This is a genomic window from Streptomyces sp. AcH 505 (assembly GCF_000818175.1).
Taxonomy (GTDB): Bacteria; Actinomycetota; Actinomycetes; order Streptomycetales; family Streptomycetaceae; genus Streptomyces.
This window is the reverse complement of sequence record NZ_JTIY01000001.1, coordinates 3,547,018-3,572,659: the sequence shown is the minus strand read 5'-3', so window position 1 is coordinate 3,572,659 and position 25,642 is coordinate 3,547,018. Positions and strand designations below refer to the sequence as shown.

The 25,642-nt window shown below is 70.5% G+C and carries 26 protein-coding genes, 1 tRNA gene and 1 pseudogene; 22 read left to right on the top strand and 6 right to left on the bottom strand.

The genetic code is table 11. From position 1 onward, the window contains the following. Positions 1–140: 140 nt before the first annotated feature. The 17 genes from orn (at position 141) to HY68_RS16265 (ending at position 14,166) form a co-directional block, all read left to right on the top strand. A complete protein-coding gene (orn, locus tag HY68_RS16345; protein ID WP_041989418.1) occupies positions 141–743 on the top strand; it encodes an oligoribonuclease in 603 nt (200 codons plus the stop codon). Between the two features lie 140 nt (positions 744–883). Then, a tRNA-His gene (locus HY68_RS16340) sits at positions 884–956 on the top strand. A 149-nt stretch (positions 957–1,105) separates the two neighbouring features. Then, positions 1,106–2,335 (top strand): helix-turn-helix domain-containing protein, encoded by a 1,230-nt coding sequence (locus HY68_RS16335; RefSeq protein ID WP_041989415.1) that lies wholly within the window; start codon positions 1,106–1,108, stop codon positions 2,333–2,335. Positions 2,336–2,429: 94 nt separating this feature from the next. Continuing rightward, positions 2,430–2,648 carry a hypothetical protein gene (locus tag HY68_RS16330; protein ID WP_041989412.1) on the top strand — a complete coding sequence of 73 codons (219 nt, stop codon included), beginning with the start codon at positions 2,430–2,432 and terminating at the stop codon, positions 2,646–2,648. Beyond that, positions 2,645–3,364, top strand: coding sequence for an ATP-binding protein (locus HY68_RS40095; protein WP_241778593.1), 720 nt, complete (start codon positions 2,645–2,647; stop codon positions 3,362–3,364). The genes HY68_RS16330 and HY68_RS40095 overlap by 4 nt, the downstream gene beginning before the upstream one ends. Beyond that, complete coding sequence (locus tag HY68_RS16320; protein WP_041996243.1) at positions 3,348–3,863, top strand: DUF6879 family protein; 516 nt, start codon at positions 3,348–3,350, stop codon at positions 3,861–3,863. Before HY68_RS40095 ends, HY68_RS16320 begins: the two co-directional genes overlap by 17 nt. Positions 3,864–4,048: 185 nt before the next feature. After that, positions 4,049–4,252, top strand: coding sequence for a hypothetical protein (locus HY68_RS16315; RefSeq protein WP_041989409.1), 204 nt, complete (start codon positions 4,049–4,051; stop codon positions 4,250–4,252). A 1-nt stretch (position 4,253) separates the two neighbouring features. Next, positions 4,254–4,790 carry a DUF6879 family protein gene (locus tag HY68_RS16310; protein ID WP_041989406.1) on the top strand — a complete coding sequence of 179 codons (537 nt, stop codon included), beginning with the start codon at positions 4,254–4,256 and terminating at the stop codon, positions 4,788–4,790. After that, the gene (locus tag HY68_RS16305) at positions 4,787–5,626 is read left to right on the top strand and encodes a helix-turn-helix transcriptional regulator (protein ID WP_041989404.1); all 840 of its coding nucleotides are present in this window, start codon (positions 4,787–4,789) and stop codon (positions 5,624–5,626) included. The genes HY68_RS16310 and HY68_RS16305 overlap by 4 nt, the downstream gene beginning before the upstream one ends. Positions 5,627–5,712: 86 nt before the next feature. Next, on the top strand, positions 5,713–6,087 hold the full coding sequence (locus tag HY68_RS46210; protein ID WP_347560470.1) for a DUF397 domain-containing protein: 375 nt from the start codon (positions 5,713–5,715) through the stop codon (positions 6,085–6,087). Positions 6,088–6,118: 31 nt separating this feature from the next. Then, positions 6,119–6,568 carry a hypothetical protein gene (locus HY68_RS16295; RefSeq protein WP_041989400.1) on the top strand — a complete coding sequence of 150 codons (450 nt, stop codon included), beginning with the start codon at positions 6,119–6,121 and terminating at the stop codon, positions 6,566–6,568. A gap of 25 nt (positions 6,569–6,593) precedes the next feature. Next, positions 6,594–7,493 carry a cupin domain-containing protein gene (locus tag HY68_RS16290; protein WP_198533279.1) on the top strand — a complete coding sequence of 300 codons (900 nt, stop codon included), beginning with the start codon at positions 6,594–6,596 and terminating at the stop codon, positions 7,491–7,493. Positions 7,494–7,580: 87 nt separating this feature from the next. Further along, positions 7,581–8,849 (top strand): amidase, encoded by a 1,269-nt coding sequence (locus tag HY68_RS16285; protein ID WP_063779650.1) that lies wholly within the window; start codon positions 7,581–7,583, stop codon positions 8,847–8,849. 306 nt (positions 8,850–9,155) lie between these two features. Then, positions 9,156–10,487 (top strand): extracellular solute-binding protein, encoded by a 1,332-nt coding sequence (locus HY68_RS16280; protein ID WP_041996235.1) that lies wholly within the window; start codon positions 9,156–9,158, stop codon positions 10,485–10,487. A gap of 186 nt (positions 10,488–10,673) precedes the next feature. Beyond that, positions 10,674–11,666, top strand: coding sequence for a sugar ABC transporter permease (locus tag HY68_RS16275; protein ID WP_041989397.1), 993 nt, complete (start codon positions 10,674–10,676; stop codon positions 11,664–11,666). 25 nt (positions 11,667–11,691) lie between these two features. Continuing rightward, positions 11,692–12,612: a carbohydrate ABC transporter permease gene (locus HY68_RS16270; protein WP_041989395.1), complete on the top strand. Its 921-nt coding sequence runs from the start codon at positions 11,692–11,694 to the stop codon at positions 12,610–12,612. A gap of 96 nt (positions 12,613–12,708) precedes the next feature. Then, on the top strand, positions 12,709–14,166 hold the full coding sequence (locus HY68_RS16265; RefSeq protein WP_041989392.1) for a GH1 family beta-glucosidase: 1,458 nt from the start codon (positions 12,709–12,711) through the stop codon (positions 14,164–14,166). Between the two features lie 106 nt (positions 14,167–14,272). Here HY68_RS16265 and HY68_RS16260 read toward each other — a convergent pair whose 3' ends face one another. The 3 genes from HY68_RS16260 to HY68_RS16250 all read right to left on the bottom strand — a co-directional run bounded on the left by HY68_RS16260 (position 14,273) and on the right by HY68_RS16250 (position 18,056). Beyond that, positions 14,273–15,784, bottom strand: a complete 1,512-nt coding sequence (locus tag HY68_RS16260; protein ID WP_041989389.1) for a cellulose binding domain-containing protein — start codon at positions 15,782–15,784, stop codon at positions 14,273–14,275. A gap of 142 nt (positions 15,785–15,926) precedes the next feature. Continuing rightward, positions 15,927–17,330 carry a HAMP domain-containing sensor histidine kinase gene (locus HY68_RS16255; RefSeq protein ID WP_041989386.1) on the bottom strand — a complete coding sequence of 468 codons (1,404 nt, stop codon included), beginning with the start codon at positions 17,328–17,330 and terminating at the stop codon, positions 15,927–15,929. A 36-nt stretch (positions 17,331–17,366) separates the two neighbouring features. After that, on the bottom strand, positions 17,367–18,056 hold the full coding sequence (locus tag HY68_RS16250; protein ID WP_041996232.1) for a response regulator transcription factor: 690 nt from the start codon (positions 18,054–18,056) through the stop codon (positions 17,367–17,369). 41 nt (positions 18,057–18,097) lie between these two features. On the opposite strand from HY68_RS16250, the gene HY68_RS16245 reads away from it, so the two are divergent. Next, positions 18,098–18,664, top strand: a complete 567-nt coding sequence (locus HY68_RS16245; protein ID WP_041989382.1) for a hypothetical protein — start codon at positions 18,098–18,100, stop codon at positions 18,662–18,664. 13 nt (positions 18,665–18,677) lie between these two features. Here the strand turns inward: HY68_RS16245 and HY68_RS16240 are convergent, their stop codons facing one another. Beyond that, a complete protein-coding gene (locus tag HY68_RS16240; RefSeq protein WP_041989378.1) occupies positions 18,678–19,541 on the bottom strand; it encodes a fused MFS/spermidine synthase in 864 nt (287 codons plus the stop codon). 58 nt (positions 19,542–19,599) lie between these two features. Continuing rightward, complete coding sequence (locus tag HY68_RS16235) at positions 19,600–20,028, bottom strand: hypothetical protein (protein WP_041996229.1); 429 nt, start codon at positions 20,026–20,028, stop codon at positions 19,600–19,602. A 235-nt stretch (positions 20,029–20,263) separates the two neighbouring features. Between HY68_RS16235 and HY68_RS16230 the strand changes: the two genes are divergently transcribed. Continuing rightward, entirely contained in the window at positions 20,264–21,610 is a 1,347-nt protein-coding gene (locus tag HY68_RS16230; RefSeq protein WP_041989375.1) for a hypothetical protein, read from the top strand. Positions 21,611–21,777: 167 nt separating this feature from the next. Here HY68_RS16230 and HY68_RS16225 read toward each other — a convergent pair whose 3' ends face one another. Continuing rightward, entirely contained in the window at positions 21,778–22,374 is a 597-nt protein-coding gene (locus HY68_RS16225) for a histidine phosphatase family protein (protein WP_041989371.1), read from the bottom strand. Positions 22,375–22,592: 218 nt separating this feature from the next. On the opposite strand from HY68_RS16225, the gene HY68_RS16220 reads away from it, so the two are divergent. The 3 genes and pseudogenes from HY68_RS16220 to HY68_RS16210 all read left to right on the top strand — a co-directional run. Next, positions 22,593–23,606 (top strand): phosphatase PAP2 family protein, encoded by a 1,014-nt coding sequence (locus HY68_RS16220; protein WP_063779711.1) that lies wholly within the window; start codon positions 22,593–22,595, stop codon positions 23,604–23,606. Further along, positions 23,536–24,789 (top strand): hypothetical protein, encoded by a 1,254-nt coding sequence (locus tag HY68_RS16215; protein WP_241778772.1) that lies wholly within the window; start codon positions 23,536–23,538, stop codon positions 24,787–24,789. Before HY68_RS16220 ends, HY68_RS16215 begins: the two co-directional genes overlap by 71 nt. Then, positions 24,789–25,642, top strand: a pseudogene (locus HY68_RS16210) (hypothetical protein); the annotation flags it as partial. The gene HY68_RS16215 and the pseudogene HY68_RS16210, both read left to right, overlap by 1 nt.

Below are 25,642 nucleotides of genomic sequence, written 5' to 3'. Positions count from 1 at the left end.
GGCGGCGGCCAGCGCCTCGGGTCCGGTGGCGGCCACCTCGGCCGTCGCGGAGTCCGACAAACCCGGTTCCGACACGTACGCGACAGGTCTGGGCCGACCGAGTCTGCCAGGTCAGCGCAGCGCACCGTAGGGTAAGGCGCATGAACGATCGAATGGTGTGGATCGACTGCGAGATGACCGGGCTCTCGCTGGCGCAGGACGCACTCATCGAGGTGGCGGCCCTGGTCACCGACTCGGAGCTGAACGTGCTCGGGGACGGGGTGGACATCGTGATCCGCCCGCCGGACGCCGCGCTGGAGACGATGCCCGAGGTGGTGCGCAAGATGCACACCACCTCGGGCCTCCTCGACGAGCTGGCGGCGGGTACCACGCTGGCGGCCGCCGAGGAGCAGGTCCTGGCGTACGTGCGCGAGCACGTGAAGGAGCCGGGCAAGGCGCCGCTGTGCGGCAACTCGGTCTCCACCGACCGCGGCTTCCTCGCCCGCGACATGCAGTCGCTGGAGGGCTACCTCCACTACCGCATCGTGGACGTCTCCTCGGTCAAGGAGCTGGCCCGCCGCTGGTACCCCCGGGCGTACTTCAACAGCCCGGACAAGAACGGCAACCACCGCGCCCTGGCCGACATCCGCGAGTCCATCGCCGAGCTGCGCTACTACCGCGAGGCGGTCTTCGTACCGCAGCCGGGCCCGGACTCCGACACGGCGAAGCAGATCGCGGCGAAGTACGTCCTGCCCGCCGAGTAGACCGCCCCGGCCCACCCCCGCGGAGCCGCCCCCGCAGGCCACCGAGGCCCGCGCCTGACCCGCATCAATCCGGGCGCGAGCACCCTCGGGGACCCTGTACACTTTTTCTCGGCCGGTAGGGCAGCACGAAGCCGGTCGTGGTGGGTATAGCTCAGCTGGTAGAGCACCTGGTTGTGGTCCAGGATGTCGCGGGTTCGAGTCCCGTTACTCACCCTGATTGATCGAGGCCGGACCTGTGAGAACGGGTCCGGCCTTTGTCGTACCCTGCGCAGGCTCGGCGCCGGGCTTCGGCGCTCTGCTGCACGCCAACCCCTCCCGGTCGTACTCTGGCCGGTACGCCATCGGCAGACGAAGGGGCACACATGGACCTCCCCGACGACCTCAGCACCGGTGAACGGATCCGCCGCCTACGCGAGTCGCGGGGCATGTCCCGCCCGGTTCTGGCAGGGATGTGCGGCCGTGGCCCGGACTGGCTCAAGAAGATCGAGAGCGGCGAGCGCGAGTTGAGGTCGCACAGTCTCCTCATGGCACTCGCAGCTGCACTCCAGGTGTCCGACCTTTCCGTCATCACCGGTGGCGTGCCCGAGGTCGCGCAGTCCGTACCCCTCGGCCGGCTGTCCCATCCCGGGATGCCGGGGATCTGGGCGGCGGTCATGAATCGGACGATGTCTCCGGCTCCGGGTGTGCCCGTGGACGTGGCCGCGCTTCAGGCCCGCGTCGACCAGACGTGGCGCCTGTGGCATACCTCAGGACACCAGCGCACCGAGGTCGGCGCGCTCCTGCCCGACCTGATCCGGGATGCCGAGAGGGCGACCCGCACCCACGACGAGGCTGCCCGGCGGGCCGCACACGTCGCTCTGTCCGATGTCTACCGGCTCACCGGTCAAGCCACGGCCTACGTCGCACCGGCCGAGCTGGCATGGGTGGTCGCTGACCGTGCTCTGACGGCGGCTCAGCAGGCGGACAGCCCGTCGGCCATCGCTGCCGCGGCATGGAACATGGGCAACATCCTGCGGGAAACCTCGTACCCCGAAGAAGCGTTGCGGGTGGTTGCCGAGGCCGCCGAGCTGATCCGCCCGCATCTGGACGGGGCGCCGGACGACTGGCGCGGCGTGTACGGGGCGCTGCAACTCCACGCCGCGGTGACGTACGCGCGCGAAGGCCGCGACGGCGAGGCGTGGGCTGCGTGGGACCGGGGCGACCAGGTCGCCAAGTCCCTGCCCGCCGCATACGTTCACCCGTCGACCGTGTTCGGAAGGGCCAACGTCGACTTCCACGCCGTCAGCGTGGCGACCGACCTGCAGCGCTCCCAGCGAGCGCTCTCGCTCGCCGACGACATCGACCCGGACACCATGCCGTCGGCGGAACGCCGTGCCCGCCTGTGGGTGGAGGTGGCGCGCGGACACCTGCAACGCGGGGACCGGACAGCGGCGTTGCACGTGATGCAGCTCGCCGCGAAGATCAGCATCGAGACTCTCGCCTTCACCCCGGCGGCCCGCACGGCTGCCGCCGACCTGTGGCGGCACGCGCCACGCGCGATGCGCGCCGAGGCCGCGCGGCTCGGGGAAGCGGTGGGGGTGGCAGCCGGCTAGGGGACAGTCCGGGACAGGGGGACACTCTGTCCCTGATGCCCACCCAGCAGCCCCTTACGGTGACCGCTCAGTCACCAACCGTAGGGGGCTTCCTATGTCCGCCGCCAGCTGGCACGCATCGCCTGAGCGCCTCGCATTACCGACCACCGACCGCGTCACGGGCGAGGTGCGCATACCGATTTCGCTCTTCAGCGTGGACCGGTTGCAGGCGCGGATTCCGCTCGTTCTGTCGCGCCGCGAGGGCGAGCGGCTCCTCGGCCAGCTCACCGAACTCCTCGGCTCCATGGCGCGCCTGACGGGGGTACGACCGTGACGGCGATCCCCACCGGCACCAAGACCGTCGTCGTGGACGCGGAGGGCCGCGTGCTCTTCGAAACCGAGGACGCCCCCCGCCGACGGTGGCTCGACCACCTCGACGCCTGTGACTTCTGCCGCGAGAGCCGTGACGGCAGTTCCTGCTTCGAGGGATTCAACCTCTGGAGCACAGCGCAGAGGACTCCGCTCATGACCGAAACCACCACCGTCCAGGCACCCCTTGCCGAAGACCGCCCCTCGCTCGTGGTGAAACGCTGGCCGAGCAGCGAGCGTTCGGTCGGCAAGGCACGCCATCTGCTGCTCCAGTGCCTACAGGCGTGGGACCTTGCCGACCTCACCGACCCGGCCCAGCTCGTCCTCTCCGAGCTGATGACCAACAGCGTGCAGCACGCGCGTGTTCCGGGACGCCTGATCGAGACGCGCTACGAGCGCCTGCCGCACGGGGTACGGATCGAAGTGCACGACGCCGGGGACACCAAGCCGGAACGCCGCGAACCGTCCGCCGACGACGACTCCGGACGCGGCCTGACACTGGTGGACGCACTCACCGACGGGCAATGGGGGGTGAGCGCCCGCACGGGAGTCGGCAAGCTCGTCTGGGCGGTCTGCACGGACGACAGCGGGCCGCGCTCCGGCCATGAGACCGTCGAGGGCCAAAAGCGCATGACGCCCTTCTCTCCCGAGGTGACCCGTGCCGATCCCGACACTCGCTGACCGCCTGCGTGCCTGTCACCGCTCCGCGCTTCACCTGGAAATGCGGGACGGCTACATGCGGTCCGACCCACGCTTCATCGCCTGGCAGAGCGGTGTACGGGCCGATCCGGCGCACGAGGATCCGCAGGCGCGGCCATGGCTGGACCTGGTCCGGGAGACGGCGGGCCGTGGGGTGGACGTGCGTCGCGCGCGGATCGTGTCCGAGCCGGTCTCCGACTACATCCGGTTCGAGCATCACCTCACCGCGGGCAACATCGCGGCGGGTGAACAGGTGCGTTGGCTGCCGCGCAGACGCGCCTCAAAGCTTGCGCTCCCTGGAAACGATTTCTGGCTGTTCGACGGCCAACTGGTGGTGTTCCTGCACTTCGACGGCAGTGGCGAACTACCGCCAGACGACGAGGAAGTCAGCGTCGATCCGGCAGCGGTCGAACTGTGTGCGTCCGCGTTCGAGGCGGTCTGGGATCGTGCCGTACCGCACGCCGACTACCGCCTCGCCTGACAGGTCCGCGCCCTCGAACGACGACATCCCGGATTTTCGCACGGGTCGGCAAGGGGCGGCGGTCTGATGCCATTGCGCGCAACGATGTGCTGACCACGTCCTCGTGGCAATCCCGCGCAACTACCCACCGTCACAGCTGTGGTGACGGCATCCTGATACTCCGCCCCGCGAGAACGGAGCCCACCATGACGCTCAGGTTCATCGGCACCACCAGCGATGACGGCGACTGCCCGACCCTGTACGAAGTCGTCGAGACAGGCGACATCCTCGTGCAGGGCGAGCGGGAGACAGACCCCGAACATCTCGCGCAGCTGCGGGATGTGAAGCCCTCGGAGACGTTCGTGCGCGTCCCGCGCGAGCTGCTCACGCGCTTCTCGCCGAAGGAGTGACGTGCCGGAGCTGACGCCCTTTTCCGAAGCGGCCCATCTCTTCCGCGAATTCCAGTACACCGCGTGGCGCCTGGAGACACGCGGCGGCTATGCCTCTGACCGTGAGAGCCCGAAGTGGCGGCGCTTCGTCGCTGGAGAGGACATCACCAACGATCCGCCCAACGCGTGGCGGGAGAATGTCGCCACCCAGGTCGGGCGGGGTAAGCGGTTCGAGCGGGTACGGGTCGTCGACGACCCGCCGACCGAGGGACAGCTGTTCCTCCTCGCGAGCGGAGTGGGCAATGTGGCCGCAGGCGAGGACATCCGGAACATTTCCCGGGCAGATGCCCGGCGCCTTGACCTGCCGGAGCACGATTTCTGGCTCTTCGACTCCAGGCTTCTGATGAAGTTCGTCTTCGACGACGACGACAGAACACTCGGCGTCGAGCTGATCGACGCACAAGCCGAAGTGCTGGCCGCATGCCAGGCCAGGGATGCGGCCTGGCACCACGCTGTACGCACCGAAGAGTTCACCAGGCGGGTACGTTCCCCTGCGTGAGCACGGACTTCCAGACCGGCAGGGTCGCCCTCGGTGCGCGGCTGCGAGAGCTGCGCGTCGAGGCGGGCCTGAACGGCAAGGACTTGGCCGAACGGCTGGGCTGGCAACGGTCCAAGGTGTCACGCCTGGAGAACGGGAAGCAGACCCCGTCTGTCGCTGATCTCACGGCGTGGTCCGAGGCCGTACACAGACTTGATGTCGCCGCTGAACTGGCCGCACGTCTCAAGGCCTTGGAGACGCAGTACCGGTCATGGCGCCGACAGCTCTCCCACGGCCATCACACCCGCCAGGAACTCGCAATCGCGGAGACGGCAGGCACGCGGACCATCCGTGGCCTGGAAGTGGCCCGCATCCCCGGGCTGTTCCAGACAGCCGAGTACGCCCGGCATCTCTTCAAGATCAACTCGGAGTTCCGGCAGACTCCCCGAGACACCGAAGACGCGGTCCGCGGCCGGATCCAGCGGCAAGAGGCGCTCTACGAGCCCGGCCGGCGCTTCCGGTTCCTCGTCTGGGAAGGCGCGCTGCACATGCTTGTCTGCCCGCCCACTGTCATGGCCTCTCAGCTGGACCGCCTGCTGAGCATCATCGGTCTGGACACCGTCGAACTCGGGATCGTACCTTTCGGCGCCCAGTTGCGACGCACCCCGGCACACGGCTTCTGGATCTACGACCAGCGTCTGGTCATCGTCGAGACGATCGGCACGGAAATGTGGCTGGAGGATCAGGACAGCGTGGAGCTGTACGCCCGTGCTTGGGACTGGCTCTCGGAGGCTGCGGTGTACGGCTCGAATGCTCACAAGCTGATCGGGCGAGCGCGGACCTCGCTTGCCACGTAAGCAAACAACAACAATCCACCGGAGTCGTACGCAATCCGGCGCAATCGGCCGGACTTCCCGCAATCAGACTCCTACCGTCCCGTTGTATGGACGCACCCGAGCACTCCGCATCGGACGCCGCCGCCGACTTCACTCCGCGCGCGGATGACCCCGAACACTTCGCATCTCTGCGGCTGTTGCGAGCCCCTGCCATGTCACCACAGGACCCGGAGGACCGTTTCATGACCGATCTCTACTCCCTGCCGCTCCCCGAGGACGTTGCCTTCACCAATCACTGCGGAGGCAATCTCGGCGGCTCCAACGAGACCTGTGTCGCCTTCGTCGCCATCCCCGGCCCGGTGGAGGCATTCGCCCTGCGGGACAGCAAGCCCGAGGGCGCGGACAAGGAACTGCGGTTCACCACGGCCGAGCTTGACGACTTCGTCCTCGGCTATGCCAAGCAGCGCGGACTGACGCTCTGACGGTGACCCGCCCCCATCCAAGAGGACACAGATGACCTGGTCAGGCCACTGGCATGGGTACGGTCCCTGGACCGGTAGCAGAAACGCCTACGGCCAGGAGCCGTTGCGTCGTCCGGGGCTGGAGGCGAACAGCGAGCAGACCAGGATGTTCCTGGCCTCGGTGCTTCCGCCGTTGATGACGGGCCACTGGCTGATGCGCCGAGATCAGACAGCGGCCGACCGGACCTGGACGACAGATGGTGACGCGATCGGCTGGCTGCAGGCCACGTACGAGGTGAATCCGCCCTTCGAACGTGACGACGGCGGACTGGCGTACATCGCTCTCGAAGACAAGATCGCCTACGCGACGGACAGTCTCCACCGCGGTGTCGACGTCTGTTGGGTGCACTACACCAAGTCGTCGAGCCTCGTGTCCTTCTCGGTCGTGGCCTGCCCCAATCATCACCACCCGCACATCTCGTGCCCGCTGCCGCCCACCTGACCGGCCCGAGTACGGAGAGGACCACATGTCGCTCAGACTTCTCCTTCCCGAGGACGGTGTAACCGACCTCCTGACCACCTGGCCCGACGAACCCCGTGTGTACGAGCGTGGCACCACGCAACTCGACCGTACGGTCACCCCCGACGTGCTCGGCAGCTACATCGATACGGGCTGTGTGCCCGCCGCCGAGGTCGCTGTCATGAAAGCGGCACCGGCGCTGCACCCAGGCTGCTTCATGACAGGTGGCCGTACCGACCCGGCCAAACTCCGCAAGCTTCACGAGGACGGGTACACCGTCCGCCTCGGCAACCTCCAGCGCGTCATCCCTTTCATGGCCGGTCTCGCTCAAGAAATCCAGCGGGAGACGGGCTGTTCCAACTACGCCCACGCCTTTCTCACACCGCCCGGCACTCAGGGTCTTCTCCACCACTGGGACCAGCAGATGGCGGTGATCGTCCAGATCTCCGGCGTCAAGCGATGGCAGCTCTGGCGACCGGAATATCACTCCCCTATGCGCGAATACCAGGAATCCTTTCGCGTTTGGCAGAACGACTACCTGGACAAGTGGCAGTCCACCGGCCCGGACATGGAGGTCGATCTGAAGCCGGGGCAATCGCTGCTCTTGCCGCGCGGCTGGGTCCACAACCCGCACGCCCTGGAGTCGGATGAGCGGAGCATCCATCTGACGTTCGCCATCCGGGAGCGCACACCTCTATGGCTGGCGGAGCAACTGGTCGCGTCCGCAATCGAGAAACCGGAGTTCCGGCAGGTCATCCTGCCGGGTGACATCATCGACGCAGCCCTCTCCGAGCAGTTGGCCGAGACCCGCCAGACCCTCATCCACTTCCTTGAGCAGATCAGCACGGACGCGTTCGCCAAAACCGTGCGGCAGAGGGCGTTGACAGAGCTGGATTACACGACCTGACACTGCGGCATTCGCCTTCGCTCACCATGAAGGGCGAAGGGCCGATCCGTGGAAGCGGATCGGCCCTTTGTCATAGGCTGATCTTTCATGGACACCGCCGATCTCATCGAGCAGCTGGATCCGGCCATCGACGCCTTCGTTCCCGAACTCGGGCGGCGGGCGCGGCTGCGGAGGGAGGCCGGCGAGGTCGAGGCGCGGTGGCCGAGCGGTGTTGGGCGGCCCGCTTTGTTCGGGGTTGCCGTTGGGGTCAAGGACGTCGTGCGGGTCGACGGGTTGCCCACGCGGGCCGGGTCCGCGGTGCCCGCGCGGGTGCTGGACGGGGCGCAGGCGGTGGTGGTGGACCGGTTGCGGGCGGCGGGGGCCGTGGTGGCGGGGAAGACCGTGACGGCGGAGTTCGCCGTGCTCGCGCCGGGGCCCACCCGTAACCCGTACGACCCCGCGCACACGCCCGGTGGTTCGAGCAGTGGCTCCGCCGCGGCCGTCGCGGCCGGGATGGTGCCGCTCGCGATCGGTACGCAGACGGTCGGGTCGATGATCCGGCCCGCCGCGTACTGCGGGATCGTCGGGTTCAAGCCGACGTACGGGCGGATCCCGGTGGCCGGGGTGATCGCCAACGCGCCCAGTCTGGACACCGTCGGGATCTTCGCCCGTGAGGTGGCCGGACTCTTGCCGGCGGCCGGGGTGCTGTGCGACGGATGGCGGCCGGATACGGGCGGCGGGGGTGCGGGCGCTACGCGTCGTGCCGTACTGGGCGTACCGACGGGACCGTACCTGGAGCGGGCCGAGCCGGTGGCGCTCGCCGCTTTCGAGGCGCAGACGCGGGTGCTGCGCGACGCCGGGTTCACGGTGCGCGAGGTGCCGGTGATGGCGGACTTCGCCGCGACCGAGCGGCAGTTGTTCGTGCTCAACCGCTACGAGACCGCGCGGGTGCACGCCGACTGGTTCGCCCGGTACGAGGAGCTGTACCGGCCCGAGACCGCGGCGGCGATCCGCGAGGGGCAGGCGGTCGACGACGCCGCTCACGCGCGTGCCCTGCGCGAGCGGGACGGCTTCCGGGCGCGGACACTCGCCGCCATGGACGACGCCGGGATCGATCTGTGGATCACCCCGGCGGCGACGGGTCCCGCCCCGCTCGGGCTCGGTTCCACCGGCAGTTCGATCATGTGCCTGCCCTGGAGCAACGCGGGGATGCCGTCGCTGACCGTGCCCGCCGGGCACGCGCCGAACGGGCTGCCGCTCGGGTTGCAGTGCGTCGCCCGCCCGGCCGCCGACGAGCAACTGCTGGGCTGGACAACGCCGGTGGAGTCCGCGCTGCGCGGCGCGCTGCCGACCGCGCCACCCGCCGTACGCCGCTGACGCGAGGCCGTCCCCGGCGACCGCTCCGTTCGACTTGTGAACGAGGGCCGGGAGAGCGCCGGGAGAGCGCTATCCCAACGCGGGCTCCGAAGCAGGGCCGCGTGATGCTCAGGACACGTTCGGGAAACATAACCGCCTTCGACTCTTGACACCCGCCCCTCCGAGGAAGCAACCTTCCGGCAGCGCGATTTGGGAGCGCTCCCACAGCCGTAGCGTATGCCGGATTTCCTCATCGGCCCGGCGTGGTGCGCACCGGCCCCGCCCGGAACGTCCGTCCCACCTGGAACAAGGAGCAAGCGAATGCGCATGCGCATCACCCGTACCACCGGCGGGCACAGCCGCAGAGCGGCGGCCGTCGCCACCACGGTGCTGACGGCATCGGCCCTGCTGCTGACCGGCTGTAGCAGCGACTCGGACAGCTCCGACTCGGCCAAGGGGTCGGACGCGAGCGGGCCGATCACGCTGACCGTCGCCGACTTCGGTCAGTTCGGCTACAAGGAGGCGGGGCTGTTCGCCAAGTACCACCAGCTCCACCCGGACATCACCGTCAAGGAAGACGTCACGGCCGACGAGAAGGTCTACTACCCCAAGCTGCTCCAGGAGTTGAATTCCGGCAGCGGTCTCGCCGATGTCCAGGGCATCGAGGTCGGCCGGATCAAGGAGGTCGTGGACACCAAGGGTGACCAGTTCGCCGACCTCAGCAAGGTCATCAACGTCGACGACTGGGTCTCCTGGAAGGAGAAGCAGGCGACGACGTCCGACGGCGCCGTGATCGGTGCCGGTACCGACATCGGTCCGATGTCGCTCTGCTACCGCCCCGACCTGTTCAAGAAGGCGGGCCTGCCGACCGACCGCGAGGCCGTGGCGCAGAAGATCGCCGGCGGCTGGGAGGACTACCTCAAGCTCGGCGAGCAGTACAAGGCGAAGGCCCCGGCCGGCACGTACTTCATGGACTCGGCGAGCGCCATGTACAACGCCGTGGTCAGCTCGAACACCGAGCAGTACTACGACAAGGACGGCAAGCCGATCTACAAGGACAGCCCCAGCGTCAAGCAGGGCTGGAGCCTGGCCGGCGAGGCCGCCGCGAAGAAGCTGACCCAGGGACTCGCGCAGTTCAGCGACCCGTGGGTGGCGGCGCTGCGCAAGGGCTCGGTCGCCACCGTCGCCTGCCCCGCCTGGATGGCGGGTCAGATCTCCACCAACTCGGGCAACGCCTACAAGGGCAAGTGGGACATCACCCGCGCGCCCGGCTCGACCGCTGCCAACTGGGGCGGTTCGTTCCTGTCCGTGCCGAAGGGCGGCAAGCACGTGAAGGAGGCCGGCGAGCTGGTCAAGTGGCTGACGGCGCCCGAGCAGCAGGCCGCCGTGTTCAAGGCCATCGGGGTGTTCCCGTCCAACAAGGGCGCGTACGACCTGCCCGAGGTGCAGAACGCCAAGCTTCCGTACTTCAACGACGCGCCGATCGGCAAGATCTACGCCGACGAGGCCAAGGCCATCCCGGAGGCCGTGCTCGGCCAGAAGGACGGCGTGATCAAGGACACCATCTCCACCCAGATCAACAACATGGAGCAGCGCGGCACCAGCCCGGACGACGCCTGGGACGCGGCCACGAAGACGATCGACAAGGCCATCGGCTGACCCTCGGCCCGCGCATCGGCTGACCCTCGGCCCCGCGCACCGGCTGACCATCAGCCTCCGCGCCGGCTGCCACTCAGCCCCCGCACCGGCTGACCGTTCGATCCTCGCCGGTGCGGGCGGCCCCCCGCCGCCCGCACCGGTCCCGCCGTACCGCCCACCCCCCGCCCCAGGGAAGGACTCCCACCCGTGGCAACCACGATCCCGGCCCGGGACGCCGCCACCCCGCCGCCCGGCCCCCCGAAGCCCGTGTCCACCGAACGCCTGGCGTGGCGCAGCCGGCTGTGGCGGTTCGACGACAAGGCCTCGCCGTACGCGTACATCGCCCCGTTCTTCCTCGTCTTCGCCGCCTTCGGGCTCTTCCCGCTGATCTACACCGGCTGGATCGCCCTGCACCGGGTGGAGATGACCGGTCTCGACCAGATGGAGTGGGTCGGCTGGGAGAACTTCGGCAAGATCCTGCATGACTCCGAGTTCTGGACGGCCGTCTCCAACACCTTCCTGATCGGGGTCATTTCGACCGTCCCGCAGCTCCTCGTCGCGCTCGGTCTGGCGCATCTGCTCAACTACAAGCTGCGGGCCAGCACGTTCTTCCGGACGCTGATCCTCACCCCGTACGCCACCTCGGTGGCATCGGCGGCGCTCGTCTTCGCCCTGGTCTTCCGGGCCGACGGCGGTCTGCTGAACTGGCTGCTGCATTTCATCGGCCTCGGGCACACCAACTGGACCAACGGCCACTGGACTTCGAAGATCGCCATCTCGGTCATCGTGATCTGGCGCTGGACGGGCTACAACACACTGATCTATCTGGCGGCCATGCAGGCGGTGCCGACCGATCTCTACGAGGCGGCCTCCCTCGACGGCGCCTCGCGCTGGCAGCAGTTCCGCAAGGTGACGATCCCCTCGCTGCGGCCGACGATCCTCTTCACCATCGTCATCTCGACCATCGGCTCCATGCAGTTGTTCGGTGAGCCCCTGCTGCTCGAAGGCGGCACGCTCGGCCAGACCGGCGGCAACGAGAACCAGTACGAGACGCTGAGCATTTACCTCTACAACTACGGCTGGAATCTGGGACATCTCGGTCCGGCCGCAGCGGTGGCCTGGGCGATGCTCGCCCTGCTGCTGATCATCGCGGCGATCAACTGGCTCTTCAGCCGCTTCGTGCGCAAGTCCGCGGCCTGACCCGCCCGACCGGGAGCGATACCCCATGACCCTGACCAGCCCCACCACCGCACGGCAACTCGCCCCGCCGGCACGGGCCGACACCGCGGCCGCGCGCCGTCCCGGCCGGTTCAAGCCCGGCGCGGGACGGCAGTTGCACGGCGGCCCCTTCGCCTACATCGCGCTGATCGTCGTCGGCATCGGCTCGATCCTGCCGCTGTACTGGACGCTGGTGGCCGCGTCCCACACGCAGGACGAAGTCCTCGCCACCACACCGCCGTTCCTGCCCGGCTCGCACCTCTTCCACAACCTGGACGCCGCCTGGACCCAGGCGCACCTCGGCAAGGCCATCGTCAACAGCGTGATCGTGTCGGGCTGCATCACGGCGGCGACACTGTTCTTCTGCACCCTCGCCGGTTACGCGTTCGCCAAGATGCGCTTCCGGGGCCGAGGTTGGCTGATGACGTCCGTCATCGCGACGCTGACGATCCCGCCGCAGCTCAGTGTCGTCCCGCTCTTCATGCTGATGTCGAAGATCGGCTGGGGCGGTGATCTGGAGTCGGTGATCTTCCCGACCCTGGTGAGCGCCTTCGGTGTGTTCTTCATGCGGCAGTACCTGATCGAAGCGCTGCCGTACGAGCTGATCGAGGCGGCGAAGGTGGACGGCGCGAACAACTTCCGGATCGTGCGCAGCATCGTCCTGCCGGTGGCCCGGCCCGCGATGATGGTGCTCGGAATGCTTACGTTCGTGCAGGCGTGGAATGACTTCTTCTGGCCCTATCTCGCACTCAACCAGCAGAATCCGACGCTCCAGGTGGCCCTCGGCCAGCTGAGCGCCTCGTACACCCCCGACCAGTCCATCGTCATGGCGGGCGCCCTGATCAGCACTCTTCCGCTGCTCCTGGTGTTCGTGCTCTTCGGCAAGCAGATCGTCGGAGGCATCATGTCGGGCGCGGTCAAGGGATGACGTCCTGTCGTCCCTGATCGTCCGAGGGGCCCGGAAACCCGGGCCCCTTACGCTTACGCCCTGCCCCTGTACGCCCACCTTGGGAGCGCTCTCACAATGACCGCCGTACGAACCGAGACCACCCTGCAAGCAGCGGCCGCCGCGACGGACTTCCCGACGGGCTTCGTCTGGGGAGCGGCCACCGCCGCCTATCAGGTCGAGGGCGCCGCCGCCGAGGACGGCCGCACGCCTTCGATCTGGGACACCTTCAGCCGTACGCCCGGCAAGGTACGCAACGGCGACACCGGCGACATCGCGGCCGACCACTACCACCGGTTCCGCGACGACGTCCGGCTGATGAAGGAGCTGGGCCTGAAGGCCTACCGCTTCTCCATCTCCTGGTCGCGGGTGCAGCCGACCGGCCGCGGCCCCGCCGTCGAACGCGGCCTGGACTTCTACCGCAGCCTCGTCGACGAGCTGCTCGAAGCGGGCATCGCGCCCGTCGCCACCCTCTACCACTGGGACCTGCCGCAGGAGTTGGAGAGCGCGGGCGGCTGGCCGGCCCGGCAGACCGCCGAGCGGTTCGCCGACTACGCGTCGATCATGGCGGGCGCCCTCGGCGACCGCGTCGGCATGTGGACCACGCTCAACGAGCCGTGGTGCTCCGCGTTCCTGGGGTACGGCTCCGGCGTGCACGCGCCGGGCCGCACCGAGCCCGCGGCGGCGCTGCGCGCCGCCCACCACCTCAACCTCGCGCACGGCAGGGCGATGGAGGCGCTGCGCGCCCAGCTCCCCTCGACGGCGCAGACCTCGATCACCCTCAACCTGCACCAGGTCAGGGCGCTGACCGACAGCGAGGCCGATGCGGACGCCGTCCGCCGGATCGACGCCGTGGGCAACCGCGTCTTCACCGGGCCCATCCTCGGCGGCGCCTACCCCGAGGACCTGATCGCCGACACCTCGCGGTACGTCGACTGGTCGGAGCTGGTGCACGACGGCGATCTGGCCGCCATCTCCCGCCCCATCGACGTCCTGGGCGTCAACTACTACACGCCGACGGTGGTCTCCAACCCCGGTACGGGCGTGGGCGATTCACGCGACGACGGGCACGGCAACAGCCAGCACTCGCCGTGGCCGGGCTCCGAGCACGTCGCCTTCCACCTCACCGAGGGCAAGCGGACGGCGATGAACTGGGCGATCGACCCCAGCGGTCTGCACGACCTGCTGCTGCGCCTCACCCACGACCACCCCGGGCTGCCGCTGATGGTCACCGAGAACGGCGCGGCGTTCGACGACTACGTCTCGCCCGAGGGCCGCGTCGAGGACCCCGAGCGGATCGCGTATCTGCACGGCCATCTCGCCGCCGTACAGCGGGCGGTGGCGGCCGGCGCCGATGTGCGCGGCTACTTCCTCTGGTCGCTGATGGACAACTTCGAGTGGGGTTACGGCTATTCGAAGCGCTTCGGCGCCGTCTACGTCGACTACGCGTCGCAGCGCCGTATCCCCAAGGCGAGCGCGCACTGGTACGCGGACGTGATCCGTGGCAACGCGCTGCCGCAGGCGCCGCAGGAATGACGAGGCGCGCCCCGGCCGGGTGGGGGGTGGGGATCCGGCCGGGACGCGCGTGGGGGGTTGGCCGACCTGTGGTCGGCCTGGGGTGATGGCTACGTGGGGCGATCGGCTACTTGTAGGCGCCGAACGCCTTGGTGAAGGCCAGCGGCTGCTGGTCGATCGAGCTGCACGAGGCGTCCGCGCTGTTCTTCGGCCCGCCCGGGCAGGCCTTGTCGCGGGTGCCCGACCACATCGCCAGCCAGCCGATGCCCTTGGACTTCGCGAAGTCGACGAGCTGCGTCGCGTCGTCGACCTTGAAGACCTCGGTGCTGACGTCGTTGACACCGATCATCGGTGTGACGGCGACGGCCTGCCAGGCCGCGGCGTCCGAGAGGCCCAGCACGCCCTTGATCTGGGCCTGGGTCGCGGTCGCCGCCTGGATGGCGTAGCCGCCCATGTCACCGCTGTACGAGGCCCCGTAGTCCATCGCCATGATGTTGACCTGGCCGACCTTCACGCCGTTCTGCTTGGCGTTGCCGATCAGGTCCACGCCGGGCTGGGTCAGCCCCTCGGGCATCACCGGGAGGGTGAAGGAGACGTCGAGGCCGGGGTGGGCCTTCTGGAGCTGCGCGACGGCCTGGGCGCGGCGGGTGTTGGCCGCCGTGTCCGGCAGGGCCGCGCCCTCGATGTCGAAGTCGACCTTGGTGAGCTTGTAGGCGTCGACGGCCTTGCCGTAGGCGGCGGCCAGGTCGGCGGCCGAGGAGCAGGCACCGGCCAGTTCGGTGCCCGAGGCACCGCCGAAGGAGACCCGTACGTCACCGCCGTCGGCGCGCAGGCCGCCGATCTGCGCGGCGACCGCGTCGCTCGCGAGGTCGCTGACGCCACCCCACTTCGGGACGCAGCCGCCGCCCGACGTGATGAAGGCGAGGGTGAACTGCTTGACGCCGGTCTTGGCCGCCGTGTCCGCGAGGTTGTAGGCGGGGTAGAGCGAGGTGTCGACGTACGGTGCGAAGCCGGCGCTCGCCGCCGTGCCGCTGCCGGACGTGGGGGGCTGCGACGTCGCGGGATCCGAGGGGACGTCGGTGGGGTCGGCGTCCTTCGTCGGCTCGGTGGTCGGCTCCTCGGTCGGCCCGGTGGTGGGCTCCGTGCCGGGCTGCTCCTCCGTGGGGCGGCCGCTGGGCTGGGGCGTCGCGCCGTCGTCGACCGAGCACTTGACGCCGTCGATGAGGCACGAGGCCGGGTCGGCCGCCGTGGTCGCGTTGCCCGTCGCCTCGGTGACGAAGCCGACGGTGGCTGAGGCGCCGGGCGCCAGGTCCTTGTTCCAGTCCTCGGGCTTGACGGTGACGTGCCGGCCGTCGACGCTCCGCACGCCGTTCCACAGCGAGCTGATGGTGGTGCCGGCCGGCAGGTCGAATTCGAGGACCCAGCCGGACTTCGCCTTGCCCGTGTCGTTCGTGATGACGTACTGGCCGGTGTAACCGCCGGTCCAGGAGCTGGTCTTCGTGTAGGCGGCCCCGACCGCCGCCGCCTGCGCCGTGCCGGTGAGGGCGAAGGCCGCTCCGCCGCCGACGACGGCCGCGACCACCGCTCCGATCGCCTTGGTCCTGCGCTTCGCCAAGCGGCGGTGCGTACTGCTGCCCATCGCGTTCCTGCCTCAGTGTTGCGGTGTGTGGGGGGTGGTGGGCAGCACGCTAGCCCCAGCAGATCGGACAAAGTGCCCGTAATGGAAGGCCGTTGATGTTCTTAGGGTGCGCTTAAGGAACGCATGGGGGCTGATTAAAGGTTCAGACCTCTGCCGGAGCGCGACCTGACGCACCGCGTCCCCGCCTGCGCAACCGGTGACCCCGGGTGCGGTCGGGAGAGCGCCTGCCGTCAAGGCCGATCCAGATCCGCACCTCGGTGCCGCCCAGCACGGACCGTCCGATCCGCACGTCACCGCCGGTCGACTCGGCCACCCGGCGCACGATGTCCAGGCCGAGTCCGGTCGAGCCCTCGCCGCCGCCGCTGTTGCCGCGTACCAGCGCGGCGCCCGGGTCGGCGATACCGGGTCCCGCGTCCGAGATCAGCAGGATCACGGCGTCGTCGCCGTTGTGCACGTCCACGGAGAAGGCGGTGCCCTCCGGGGTGTGCCGGAAGACGTTGCCCAGCAGTGCGTCGAGCGCGGCGACCAACTCCGGGCGGCCCACCGGGATACGTACGGTCTTGTCGACGCCCGCCAGCCGCACCTTGCGGCCCTCGTCCTCCGCCAGCGCCGACCAGAAGTCCATCCGGTCGCGCACCACTTCGGAGACGTCGCAGCCGACGCCGAATCCGGCAGCCGCCGTCTGCGGCTTGGCGTCCCTGGCCGTACGGATGATGGTGTCGACCTCGCGCTCCAACTGCGCGACGGCCGCCCTGGTCTGGTCGGCGGCGGGACCGTCCCCGAGCGAGGCGGCGTTGAGGCGCAGCACGGTGAGCGGGGTGCGCAGCCGGTGCGAGAGGTCGGCGGCCAGCTCCCGTTCGTTGGCGAGGAGTTGGACGACCTGGTCGGCCATGGAGTTGAACGCGACGGCGGCGGAGCGCAGTTCGGGCGGCCCCTCCTCGGGGACGCGCGCGCCGAGTTTCCCCTCCCCCAGCGCGTGCGCGGCGCCCGCGAGCCGCTGGGCGGGCTCGACCATCCGTACGCCGAGCCGGTCGGCCACCGCGACCGACCCGACGACGAGGGCGGCGCCGACCCCCGCGAGGACCAGCCAGGCGGTGGTGACCCCGTTGGAGACGTCCCTCTCCGGGACGTACACCTCGACGACGGCGATCACACCGCTGCCGAGCCCGGTCGGCTGGAGCAGCACGGACCCGCCGGGTACGTCGGTGATGGAGGCGCGGCCGAGCCGCTGCACGGTCCGTACGTCCTTCTCGGCCGCCCGGCGCGTACCCAGCTCCAGCGGCCGGCTGCCGGCCGCCCGGGACGCGGGGATGTGCACGGCCATCTTCCGGTCCGACCCGGCGGAGGTGGAGTAGACGGCCCGCTCCAGCTGTTCGCGGTCGTCGGTGATGGTGAGGGTCGGGGCGATGGTGGCGGCCTGCCGCTCGGCGTTGCTGAACGCCCGGTCCCTGGCGAGTTCCTTGACGACGAGTCCGAGCGGAACGGCGAAGGCGACGACGACCATCACGGTCACCGCCAGGGAGACCTTGACCAGGGCCCATCTCATCGCGGTGGCTCCCGTCTCATTGCGGTGGCTTCGGCTTCATTGCGGCGGCTCCAGTTTGACGCCGACGCCGCGCAGGGTGTGCAGGTAGCGGGGCCGCGCGGCGGTCTCGCCCAGTTTCCTGCGCAGCCAGGACAGATGGACGTCGATGGTCTGGTCGTCGCCGTACGCCTGCTGCCACACCTCGGCGAGGAGTTCCTTGCGGGCGACGACCACCCCCGGCCGGCCGGCCAGGAACGTCAGCAGGTCGAACTCCCGCCGGGTCAGGTCGAGCCGGGTCCCGTCCAGCTCCGCCTGGCGGCGCAGCGGGTCGATGGAGAGCCCGCCGACCTGGATGACGCGCGAGGGGGCGACCTCGTCAGGGGTGGCCCGTGAGCGGCGCAGCACGGCCGCCATCCGCGCCGACAGGTGCTCGACGGAGAACGGTTTGGTGAGGTAGTCGTCGGCGCCGTCGTTGAGCAGCCGGACGATCTCCGTCTCGTCGTCACGCGCCGTGGCGATGATCACCGGGACGTCCGTGATGCCCCGCAGCATCTTGAGCGCCTCCGACCCGTCGAGATCGGGCAGGCCGAGATCGAGGATCACCACGTCGAAGCGGAAATGGGCCACTTCGCGCAGCGCTTCCAGAGCCGTACCGACACTCCGTACGGTGTGCGCGGCCTCGGTCAAGTGCCTGATGAGGGCGGAGCGCACGAACTGGTCGTCCTCGACGACGAGCACACTTGCCATGGGCCGCACCGTACGCCATTCGGGTGAGCCCATAGGGCACTATGGCCCCGATGCGTAGCAGAGGACTCGTCCACGCGGTCGCGTGGCTGTTCGCCACAGGGGCGGCGGTCACGCTCTCCTGGTGGGGCGTGCACACGGTCATGGCGGGCACGGCGTACGACCCGCCGCGCGCCCTGCCGATCACGGCTGCCACCTCGGCGACGCAGCCGCCGCCGCTGCCCGCCTCCACCCAGCGGCCCGCGCCCCCTTCGCCGTCACCCTCCCGCTCGGCGCCGGAAAAGCCCGCGCAGCCGTCCACCCCTTCGCCGTCGCACGGCACGTCGGGCGGCGGGTCGGGCAGCGGGTCGCAGGGCAAACCGTCGAAGAGCGCGCCGGCGCCGGACGCGGGCAATGTGAAGAGCTACCAGGTCGACGGCGGCCGGGTCGTCTTCGACATCGGCACCGCCTCGGCGGAGTTGGTCTCGGCGACCCCGAACGCGGGCTGGCAGATGCAGGTCTGGACGGAGCCGACCTGGATCCGGGCGACGTTCACCCGCAACGGCCGCGAGGTGTCGGTGTTCTGCACCTGGAACGACCATCCGCCGGTGGTCCAGTTCGACGACCGGTGACACACGCGGCAGTTCAGTCGAAGGTCCCCGGCGGCGGCGCCGGTGACGCCTTGGCCTTCGCGTCCGTGACGGGCGCGGCGCCGCCGGTGAAGTCGGCCAGCGCGCGACCGTGTTCGACCCGTCCCGGGTGCGGATCGGTCGCGACCCGCCGGGTCAGCTCGGTGACCGGCAGTTCGCGTGCCGAGCCGAGCAGTACGGCGTTGCCGAAGCGGCGCCCGCGCAGCACGGCCGGGTCGGCGGCCAGCGCGAGATGCGGGAAGACGGTGGCCGCGGTGGCGATCTGGCCGCGCAGGTGGGCGAGCGGCGGACCGTCGGCGAGGTTGGCCGCGTAACAGCCGTCGGGGCGCAGCACGCGCCGTACGTCCGCCAGGAATTCGGCGCTGGTGAGATGCGCCGGGGTACGCGCGCCGTCGAACACGTCGGCGATCAGCAGGTCGGCCCAGCCGTCCGGCAGCTTGGCGAGTCCGGCGCGCGCGTCGGCCGACCGGACCCGTATCCGCGCGTTCGGGTCCAACGGCAGCTCGCGCCGTACGAGTTGGACCAGCGCGGCGTCGGATTCGACGATCTGCTGGGTGGCACGCGGCCGGGAGGCCGCGATGTAGCGGGCGAGGGTGAAGGCGCCGCCCCCGAGATGCACGACCTGCGGGGGCCGGTCCTGCGGCATGACGAGATCGGCCGCATGACCGATTCTGCGCTGGTAGGCGAACGAGAGATGGGCCGGGTCTTCGAGGTCCACGTACGACTGCGGAGCGCCGTCGATCAGCAGCGTCCAGGCGCGCGGCCGCTCCCGGTCGGGCCTCAGCTCGGCGAGCCCGCCGGCGACGGTCTCGGCCACGGACTCGGCCGTGTCGCGGGTACGCCGCGTCTTCTTCGCCACGGACCCATTATCGGGCCACGGGTCAGCCCGGCTACCGCCAGCGGTCGGCAGCTGCCTGCTACCGGCAGCGGTCGGCGGCCTCGATCATCCGGGCCGCCTCGCCGAGCGCCTTCCGCAGGACGGCCGGGTCGGTGACGGGACCCGCCGTGTCCGGCGGCAGCAGCCAGCCGGTCCCGACGACCGGCGGTTCCTCGGCGGGGATCCGCAGTCCGCGCCCGTCGGTCCTCGTACACGCGCTGCCGGGGACGTCCCAGGCCTCTGCGGTGCCGGGCGGGACCAGAAAGCCGAGGGTGTCGCAGGATCCGTCGTGCAGGACGGGGCCCACCTCCGGCGTGGTGCCGCGGCGCAGGATGTCCACCGCCTCAAGTCCCTGCCGGGCCGGAACCGTTACGAGGTCACAGGGCTCCGTCGCATCCCCGGGAGGTGCGCCGTACTCCTGGTTGGGCGTGTGCTGAACAGTCGTTCCTGAGCCAGGGCTGGCTTCCATGCCGACCTCCACATCCAACAAGGGAAACAACCTCCTCGTCGCTGAAGAACACGTTCTGCGTCTCCAGATGGTTCAACGCGGAACAACGTCAACAGCTACGGCGGCACACCGCCGCAAAGGATGGCACTTCATGGCAGATCATGGGTGAGATATCCGGTTTGTAGGCAAACCCTGCGTAAGTGGGCCGTCACAGCAGGTACGTTCTTGCCCCGCCGGACCAAGAGAGGGCTCCGCCATGGCGTCGTCACGGGCAGTTCCCAACCTCGTCTTCCGTCGGCTGCGGGGCAACCGCTCGCCGGGCGAGTTCGCGGCCGCCGTGCGCAGGGCCGCACGGGAGATCGGTGAACACGTCGCGTGCGACGCCCGTTATATCGGTCGGGTGGAGGCAGGCGAGATCCGCTGTCCCAACTACGCGTACGAGCGCGTATTTCTCCATATGTTCCCCGGGCTCGCCCTGGCGGACCTGGGCTTCTCGGCACGCGAAACCGTACGCGGCCGGGCGGCGCGGCCCGTCGTGGACAGGCCGGACCACAGCCATACCAGCGAGGAGAGCGACGTGCTGCGTCGCGCATTCATGACGAGCGGCACCGCCACGGTGGCGGCCGCCGCCTTCGGTCTCGGCACCGCGCCCGCCGTCGCCGTACCCACCGCCGCCCTGCCGGCACCCCGGCGGGTCGGCGAGGCCGAGGTCCGCGCCGTCGAGGAAGAGGTACGGCGGATCCGGCTGCTCGACGACCGGCACGGCGCAGACGGCCTCTACCGCAGGGCCGCGCTGCCGCTGCGCAACGCGTACGCGCTGCTCGACGCGGGCGCGGCCGCCAGCAGATCCACCACCGACCGGCTGCATTCGGGCGCCGGCGAACTCGCCATCTCGGTCGGCTGGCTGGCGCACGACTCGGGCCGCTTCGACGAGGCGCGCTCGCACTACGCCGAGGCGCTGGCGACCGCGCGGGTCGCCGACGACCCGGCTCTTGAGGCGCACGCGTTCTGCAACACGGCGTTCCTCGCCAAGGACGCGGGCCGGCACCGTGAGGCGGTACGCGCGGCCCAGGCCGGCCGGCGGGCCGCGCGGCATCTGTCGTCGGCCCGGCTGCTGTCGCTGCTCGCGCTGCGCGAGGCGAGCGGCTGGGCCGGGCTCGGCGACCGTACGGGCTGCGAACAGGCGCTGCGGCAGGCACACGACCTGTTCGCCGCGGGCCCCTCGGACGCCGACCCCGAGTGGATGTCGTTCTTCGGCGAACCGGAGCTGGAGTGGCTGGAGGCGCAGTGCCACGCGACGCTCGGTGACTGGGCCGCCGCGGCGGGGCACGCGTACCGGGCGACGGTGCTCCAGGACCCGCGCTTCACCCGTAACCTCGCGCTCTACCGCGCCGAGTTGGCCACCGACCTGGCGCGGGCGGGAGCGCCGGACGAGGCGGCTGCCGCCGGGCAGCAGGTGCTCGACCTGCTGGACGAGGTCCAGTCGGCCCGGATCCAGCGGATGCTCGCGACGACGGCGCGGGTGCTGCGGCCGCAGCGGCGGCTGCCCGAGGTGAGCGCGTTCCTGGACCGCCACGTGGTGACGGACCCGCGCGCGATGTGAGGCCGCGCGCCGGACCCGTACCCGCACGCCGCCCCGGCACTTCGAGCGCCGTCCCGGTACCCGTGCGCCGCCCTCGCACCTCCGAGCGCCGGACCCGTACCCGCACGCCCTCCCCGTACCTCCGCCGGTACCTCCGCGCGCCGGACCCGCTGCCGTAGAACCTCCGGTCAGCCCTCCAGATGCGCCGAGTCGTTCCAGACCTCGACCGCCGGCGCTTCGTACGCCCAGCCCAGCACCGAGACCGACGCCGGGTCGAGCCTGATCCGCGCCGCGAACGACACGTCCTCCCCCAGCCAGCGCGCCCCGATCGCGCGCAGGATGTGGCCGTGCGCGAAGACCAGCACGTCCCGGTCGGCCGACCTGGCCCACTCCACGACCTCGTCGGCGCGGGCCGAGACGTCCGCCAGGGTCTCCCCGTCCGGGACGCCGTCGCGCCAGATGAACCAGTCGGGGCGGTCCGACTTGATCTGCGCGGGGGTCAGTCCCTCGTAGCCGCCGTAGTCGAACTCCAGCAGCGCGTCCCACGGCTGGGCCCGGTCCCCGAACCCGGCCAGCTCACAGGTATCGGCCGCCCGCACCAGCGGGCTGGTGCGCACCTCGGCGCCCGCGAGCCCCGACCACGGTGCGCGCTGCAGCCGTTCGCCGAGCAGCTTGGCGCCCCTGCGGCCCTCGTCGAGCAGCGGGATGTCCGTCCTGCCGGTATGCCGGCCGGACAGCGACCAGGCTGTCTGACCGTGCCGGACGAGCAGGATGCGCGGTGCCATGGAGGCTCTCCCTGGAGGTGTCACAGACAAGTGCCGGTCCATCATCGCGCACCTGAACTCAGGGCAACCTCCGGGCGGATCTTCGCGTCCCTCACCATTGGGGTGATGATGTTTCGTACGTTGATCCGAAGGACACCCGCCGAGAAGGCCAGGCGTACGGCACCGTACGGTTGAACGTCGGCCAAAAGCTGCATTACAACATGATGGAGATCGTCCGGATGTCGTACAGCACCAGCGAGCCGCAAAGGCGGCCGCGCCCCCGGCCTCGCTGGTGGGCGGAGCTGTTGCTGATAGTCGTCGTCTACGCCGCCTACTCGGGCGGCAGACTCCTGGCGCGCGGTGACGTCTCGACGGCGGTCGACCACGGACTGACGATCCTGCGCATAGAGCAGACGCTCTTCCTCAACGCCGAGCACCCGCTCAACCGGCTGTTCACCAGCACCCCGGCCCTCGGCATACCCGCCGACTTCGCCTACGCGTCGCTGCACTACCTCGTGACCCCCGCCGTACTGATCTGGGTCTTCCGGCGCGGCCCCGCCGTGTACCGGGCGGCGCGCACCTGGCTGATGCTCTCCACCCTGCTCGGGCTGGTCGGCTTCACCCTGCTGCCCACCTGTCCGCCCCGGCTGCTCAGCGCCGGACACGGCTTCGTCGACACCATGGCGCAGTACAGCTCGTACGGCTGGTGGGGCGCGCAGGCGAGCGCGCCGCGCGGGCTTGGCGGGATGACCAACCAGTACGCGGCGATGCCGAGCCTGCACGTCGGCTGGGCGCTGTGGTGCGGGGTGCTGTTGTGGCGGCACGCGCGCACCCCGCTGATGAAGTGGCTGGGCGTCGCCTACCCGCTGCTGATCGCCGTGGTCGTGATGGGCACGGCCAACCACTACCTGCTCGACGCCGTGGCCGGCGCCGCCGTGATGGCGGTCGGCGCGCTGCTCACCAAGCCCGCGCTCGCGCTGGCCGACCGGCTGCGCGACCGGATGGACGAGACGGCGTCGACCACCAGCTCCCGCCTCACGCATGCCGTGCTGACTCTGCTGTCACACCCCGCAGCCGCCCCCCGCAGGACCGCGATTGTCAGCGGTGGGTGCGAGACTTCGGCGGGTGAGCGATTCCCCGGGCAGCGGGCCCGCACCAGTACCTCCGGCGCAGCCGCCGTCGATCCCGACGACGAAGGTCCCGAAGGCGACGCCGCAGGCGTCCCGGACGACACTCAGGCAGCGGCTCGCTGAGCTGCGCGGCCCCGCCGTCGCACCGCACCCGCTGGACGCACGCGCGCTGGCCGCTCTCGCGGCGAACCCCGGCTGCCGCAGACGCGCCCTGCTGGACGGCGCGGGTGTGGACAAGGCGGCGCTCGCCACCGCGCTCGGCTCACCCGCCCCCTTCGGCCAGTCGCAGTTCGCCTTCATGCGCGGGAACGCGTTCGAGGCGAAGGTGAAGGGCGACGGCGGTACGGAACTGCTGCGGCTGGTGCACGAGCGGCTCGGCACCCGCAGCCCGGTGCCGTCACCGGCCCCCGTGCCGGGCGACTCGCTCGTACCGGACCTGTCGGCCGCGGGGCCCGAGGGCCGCACGGCCCGTACGGCGCTGGCGCTGCGTGAGGCGACCGTGGCGGGCGGGTGGACGTTGCTGGACCATCCGCTGCTCGCGCTCGAAGTGGCGGGCTCACCGGCGTATCTGGAGCCGGACGCCGTGGTGGTGCATCCCGACGGGCGCTGGACGGTCGTGGAGATCAAGTCGTTCCCGATGATCGACGGTTCGGCCGACGCGGCGAAGGTGGGCGCCGCCGCGCGCCAGTCGGCCGTGTACGTGCTGGCGCTGGAGCAGGTCGCCGCCCACGCCCCGGGCGCCTCGGTGGACCACCGGGTCCTGCTGGTCTGCCCCAAGGACTTCTCCAACCTGCCGACGGCCTCGGTCGTGGACGTCCGCAAGCAACTGGCGGTGACCCGCCGGCAGCTGGCGCGGCTGACCCGGATCGAGGACATCGCCGCCACGCTCCCCGACGGCACGACGTTCGACGTCGAGCTGCGCTCGGGCGAGGAGCTGACCAGCGCCGTCGAGTCGGTGCCCGCCGCGTACGCGCCGGAGTGCCTGGCCGCCTGCGAGCTGGCGTTCCACTGCCGGGACCGGGCCCGTACGGCGGGCGCCGTCGAGTCCCTGGGCCGTGGGGTACGGGGCGAGCTGGGCGGCCTGACCACGGTCGGCGCCGTGCTGGCGGCGGCGCACGGGGAGGCGGGCGACCCCGCCGATCCGACGGTGGCCGCGCTGCGCAGGGCGGCGGCGCTGCGGGCCGAGGCGCTGGCCCAGGCACAGGTGCCGAGGCAGGCCGAGGCGCCGACGCGAGGGCAGGCCCTGGAACAGGCCCTGGCTCTGGAACAGGCCCAGGTTCTGGAGCAGGCGCGGGCGGGCCGCTGATGTCGCTGATCAGTACGCTCGCCCGGCTGGAGGCGGTGGAGAGCGGCCGGGCCAGGCCGCTGACGACCGTCCGGCACCGCAGGATCTCCCCGGCGCCGCTGGTCCTCGTACCGCTCACCACAGCGGGCGAGGCGGGCGCGCCGCTCGGCGCGCTCGTCGGCACGGACCGCACGGCGCCACGGCTGCTGACGGTGGCCCAGCCGCGCGACCGCGACCTGCGGTTCGCGTTCCTCGCCGAGCTGGCCGACGCCGTACTGCCGTATCTGGAGTCGTACGCGGACGACGTGGAGCCGGCCGAGCGCAGCGAGAGCGACCCGGAGACGGGGAAGCGGGTCAAGGTCGAGGTGGAGCTGTGCGCCGACGCGCCGCAGCTGATCGTGCCGAACAGGCCGGGGGTCGACTTCGTACGGCTGCTGGGCCGTTCGATGCGGTTCCGGCGCACGGCGGAGGACGACCCGGACACCCCGTACCCGGCGCCGGCGCGGGTGCCGCTGCTCGGCCGCTGGCTGACGCACTACGGCGAGCGCGCCCGGGTGCCGGGCTCTTCGCTGCTGCCCGCCATGACGGATCTGCTGAACCGGCACTGGGCGACGGGCCAGTCGAATCTGGAGGACCAGCACCTGGGCGCGCTGCTCGCGTGGATCGACCCGCCGGAGGGTCTCACGGGCGCCGAGGCGGCGCTCCGGGCCGAGCTGCGGCGGGACGCGACGGGGCAGCTGCTCTGCCCGCCGGCCGGGCCCGCCACGGACCCGGCGTTCGACAACCGGCTGCTGGCCCCGGCGATCGACCGCTACGACCGCGCGCGCCAGGCGCTGGCGTCCGCCGAGGAGGGCGCGTACGCCGACGAGCAGTT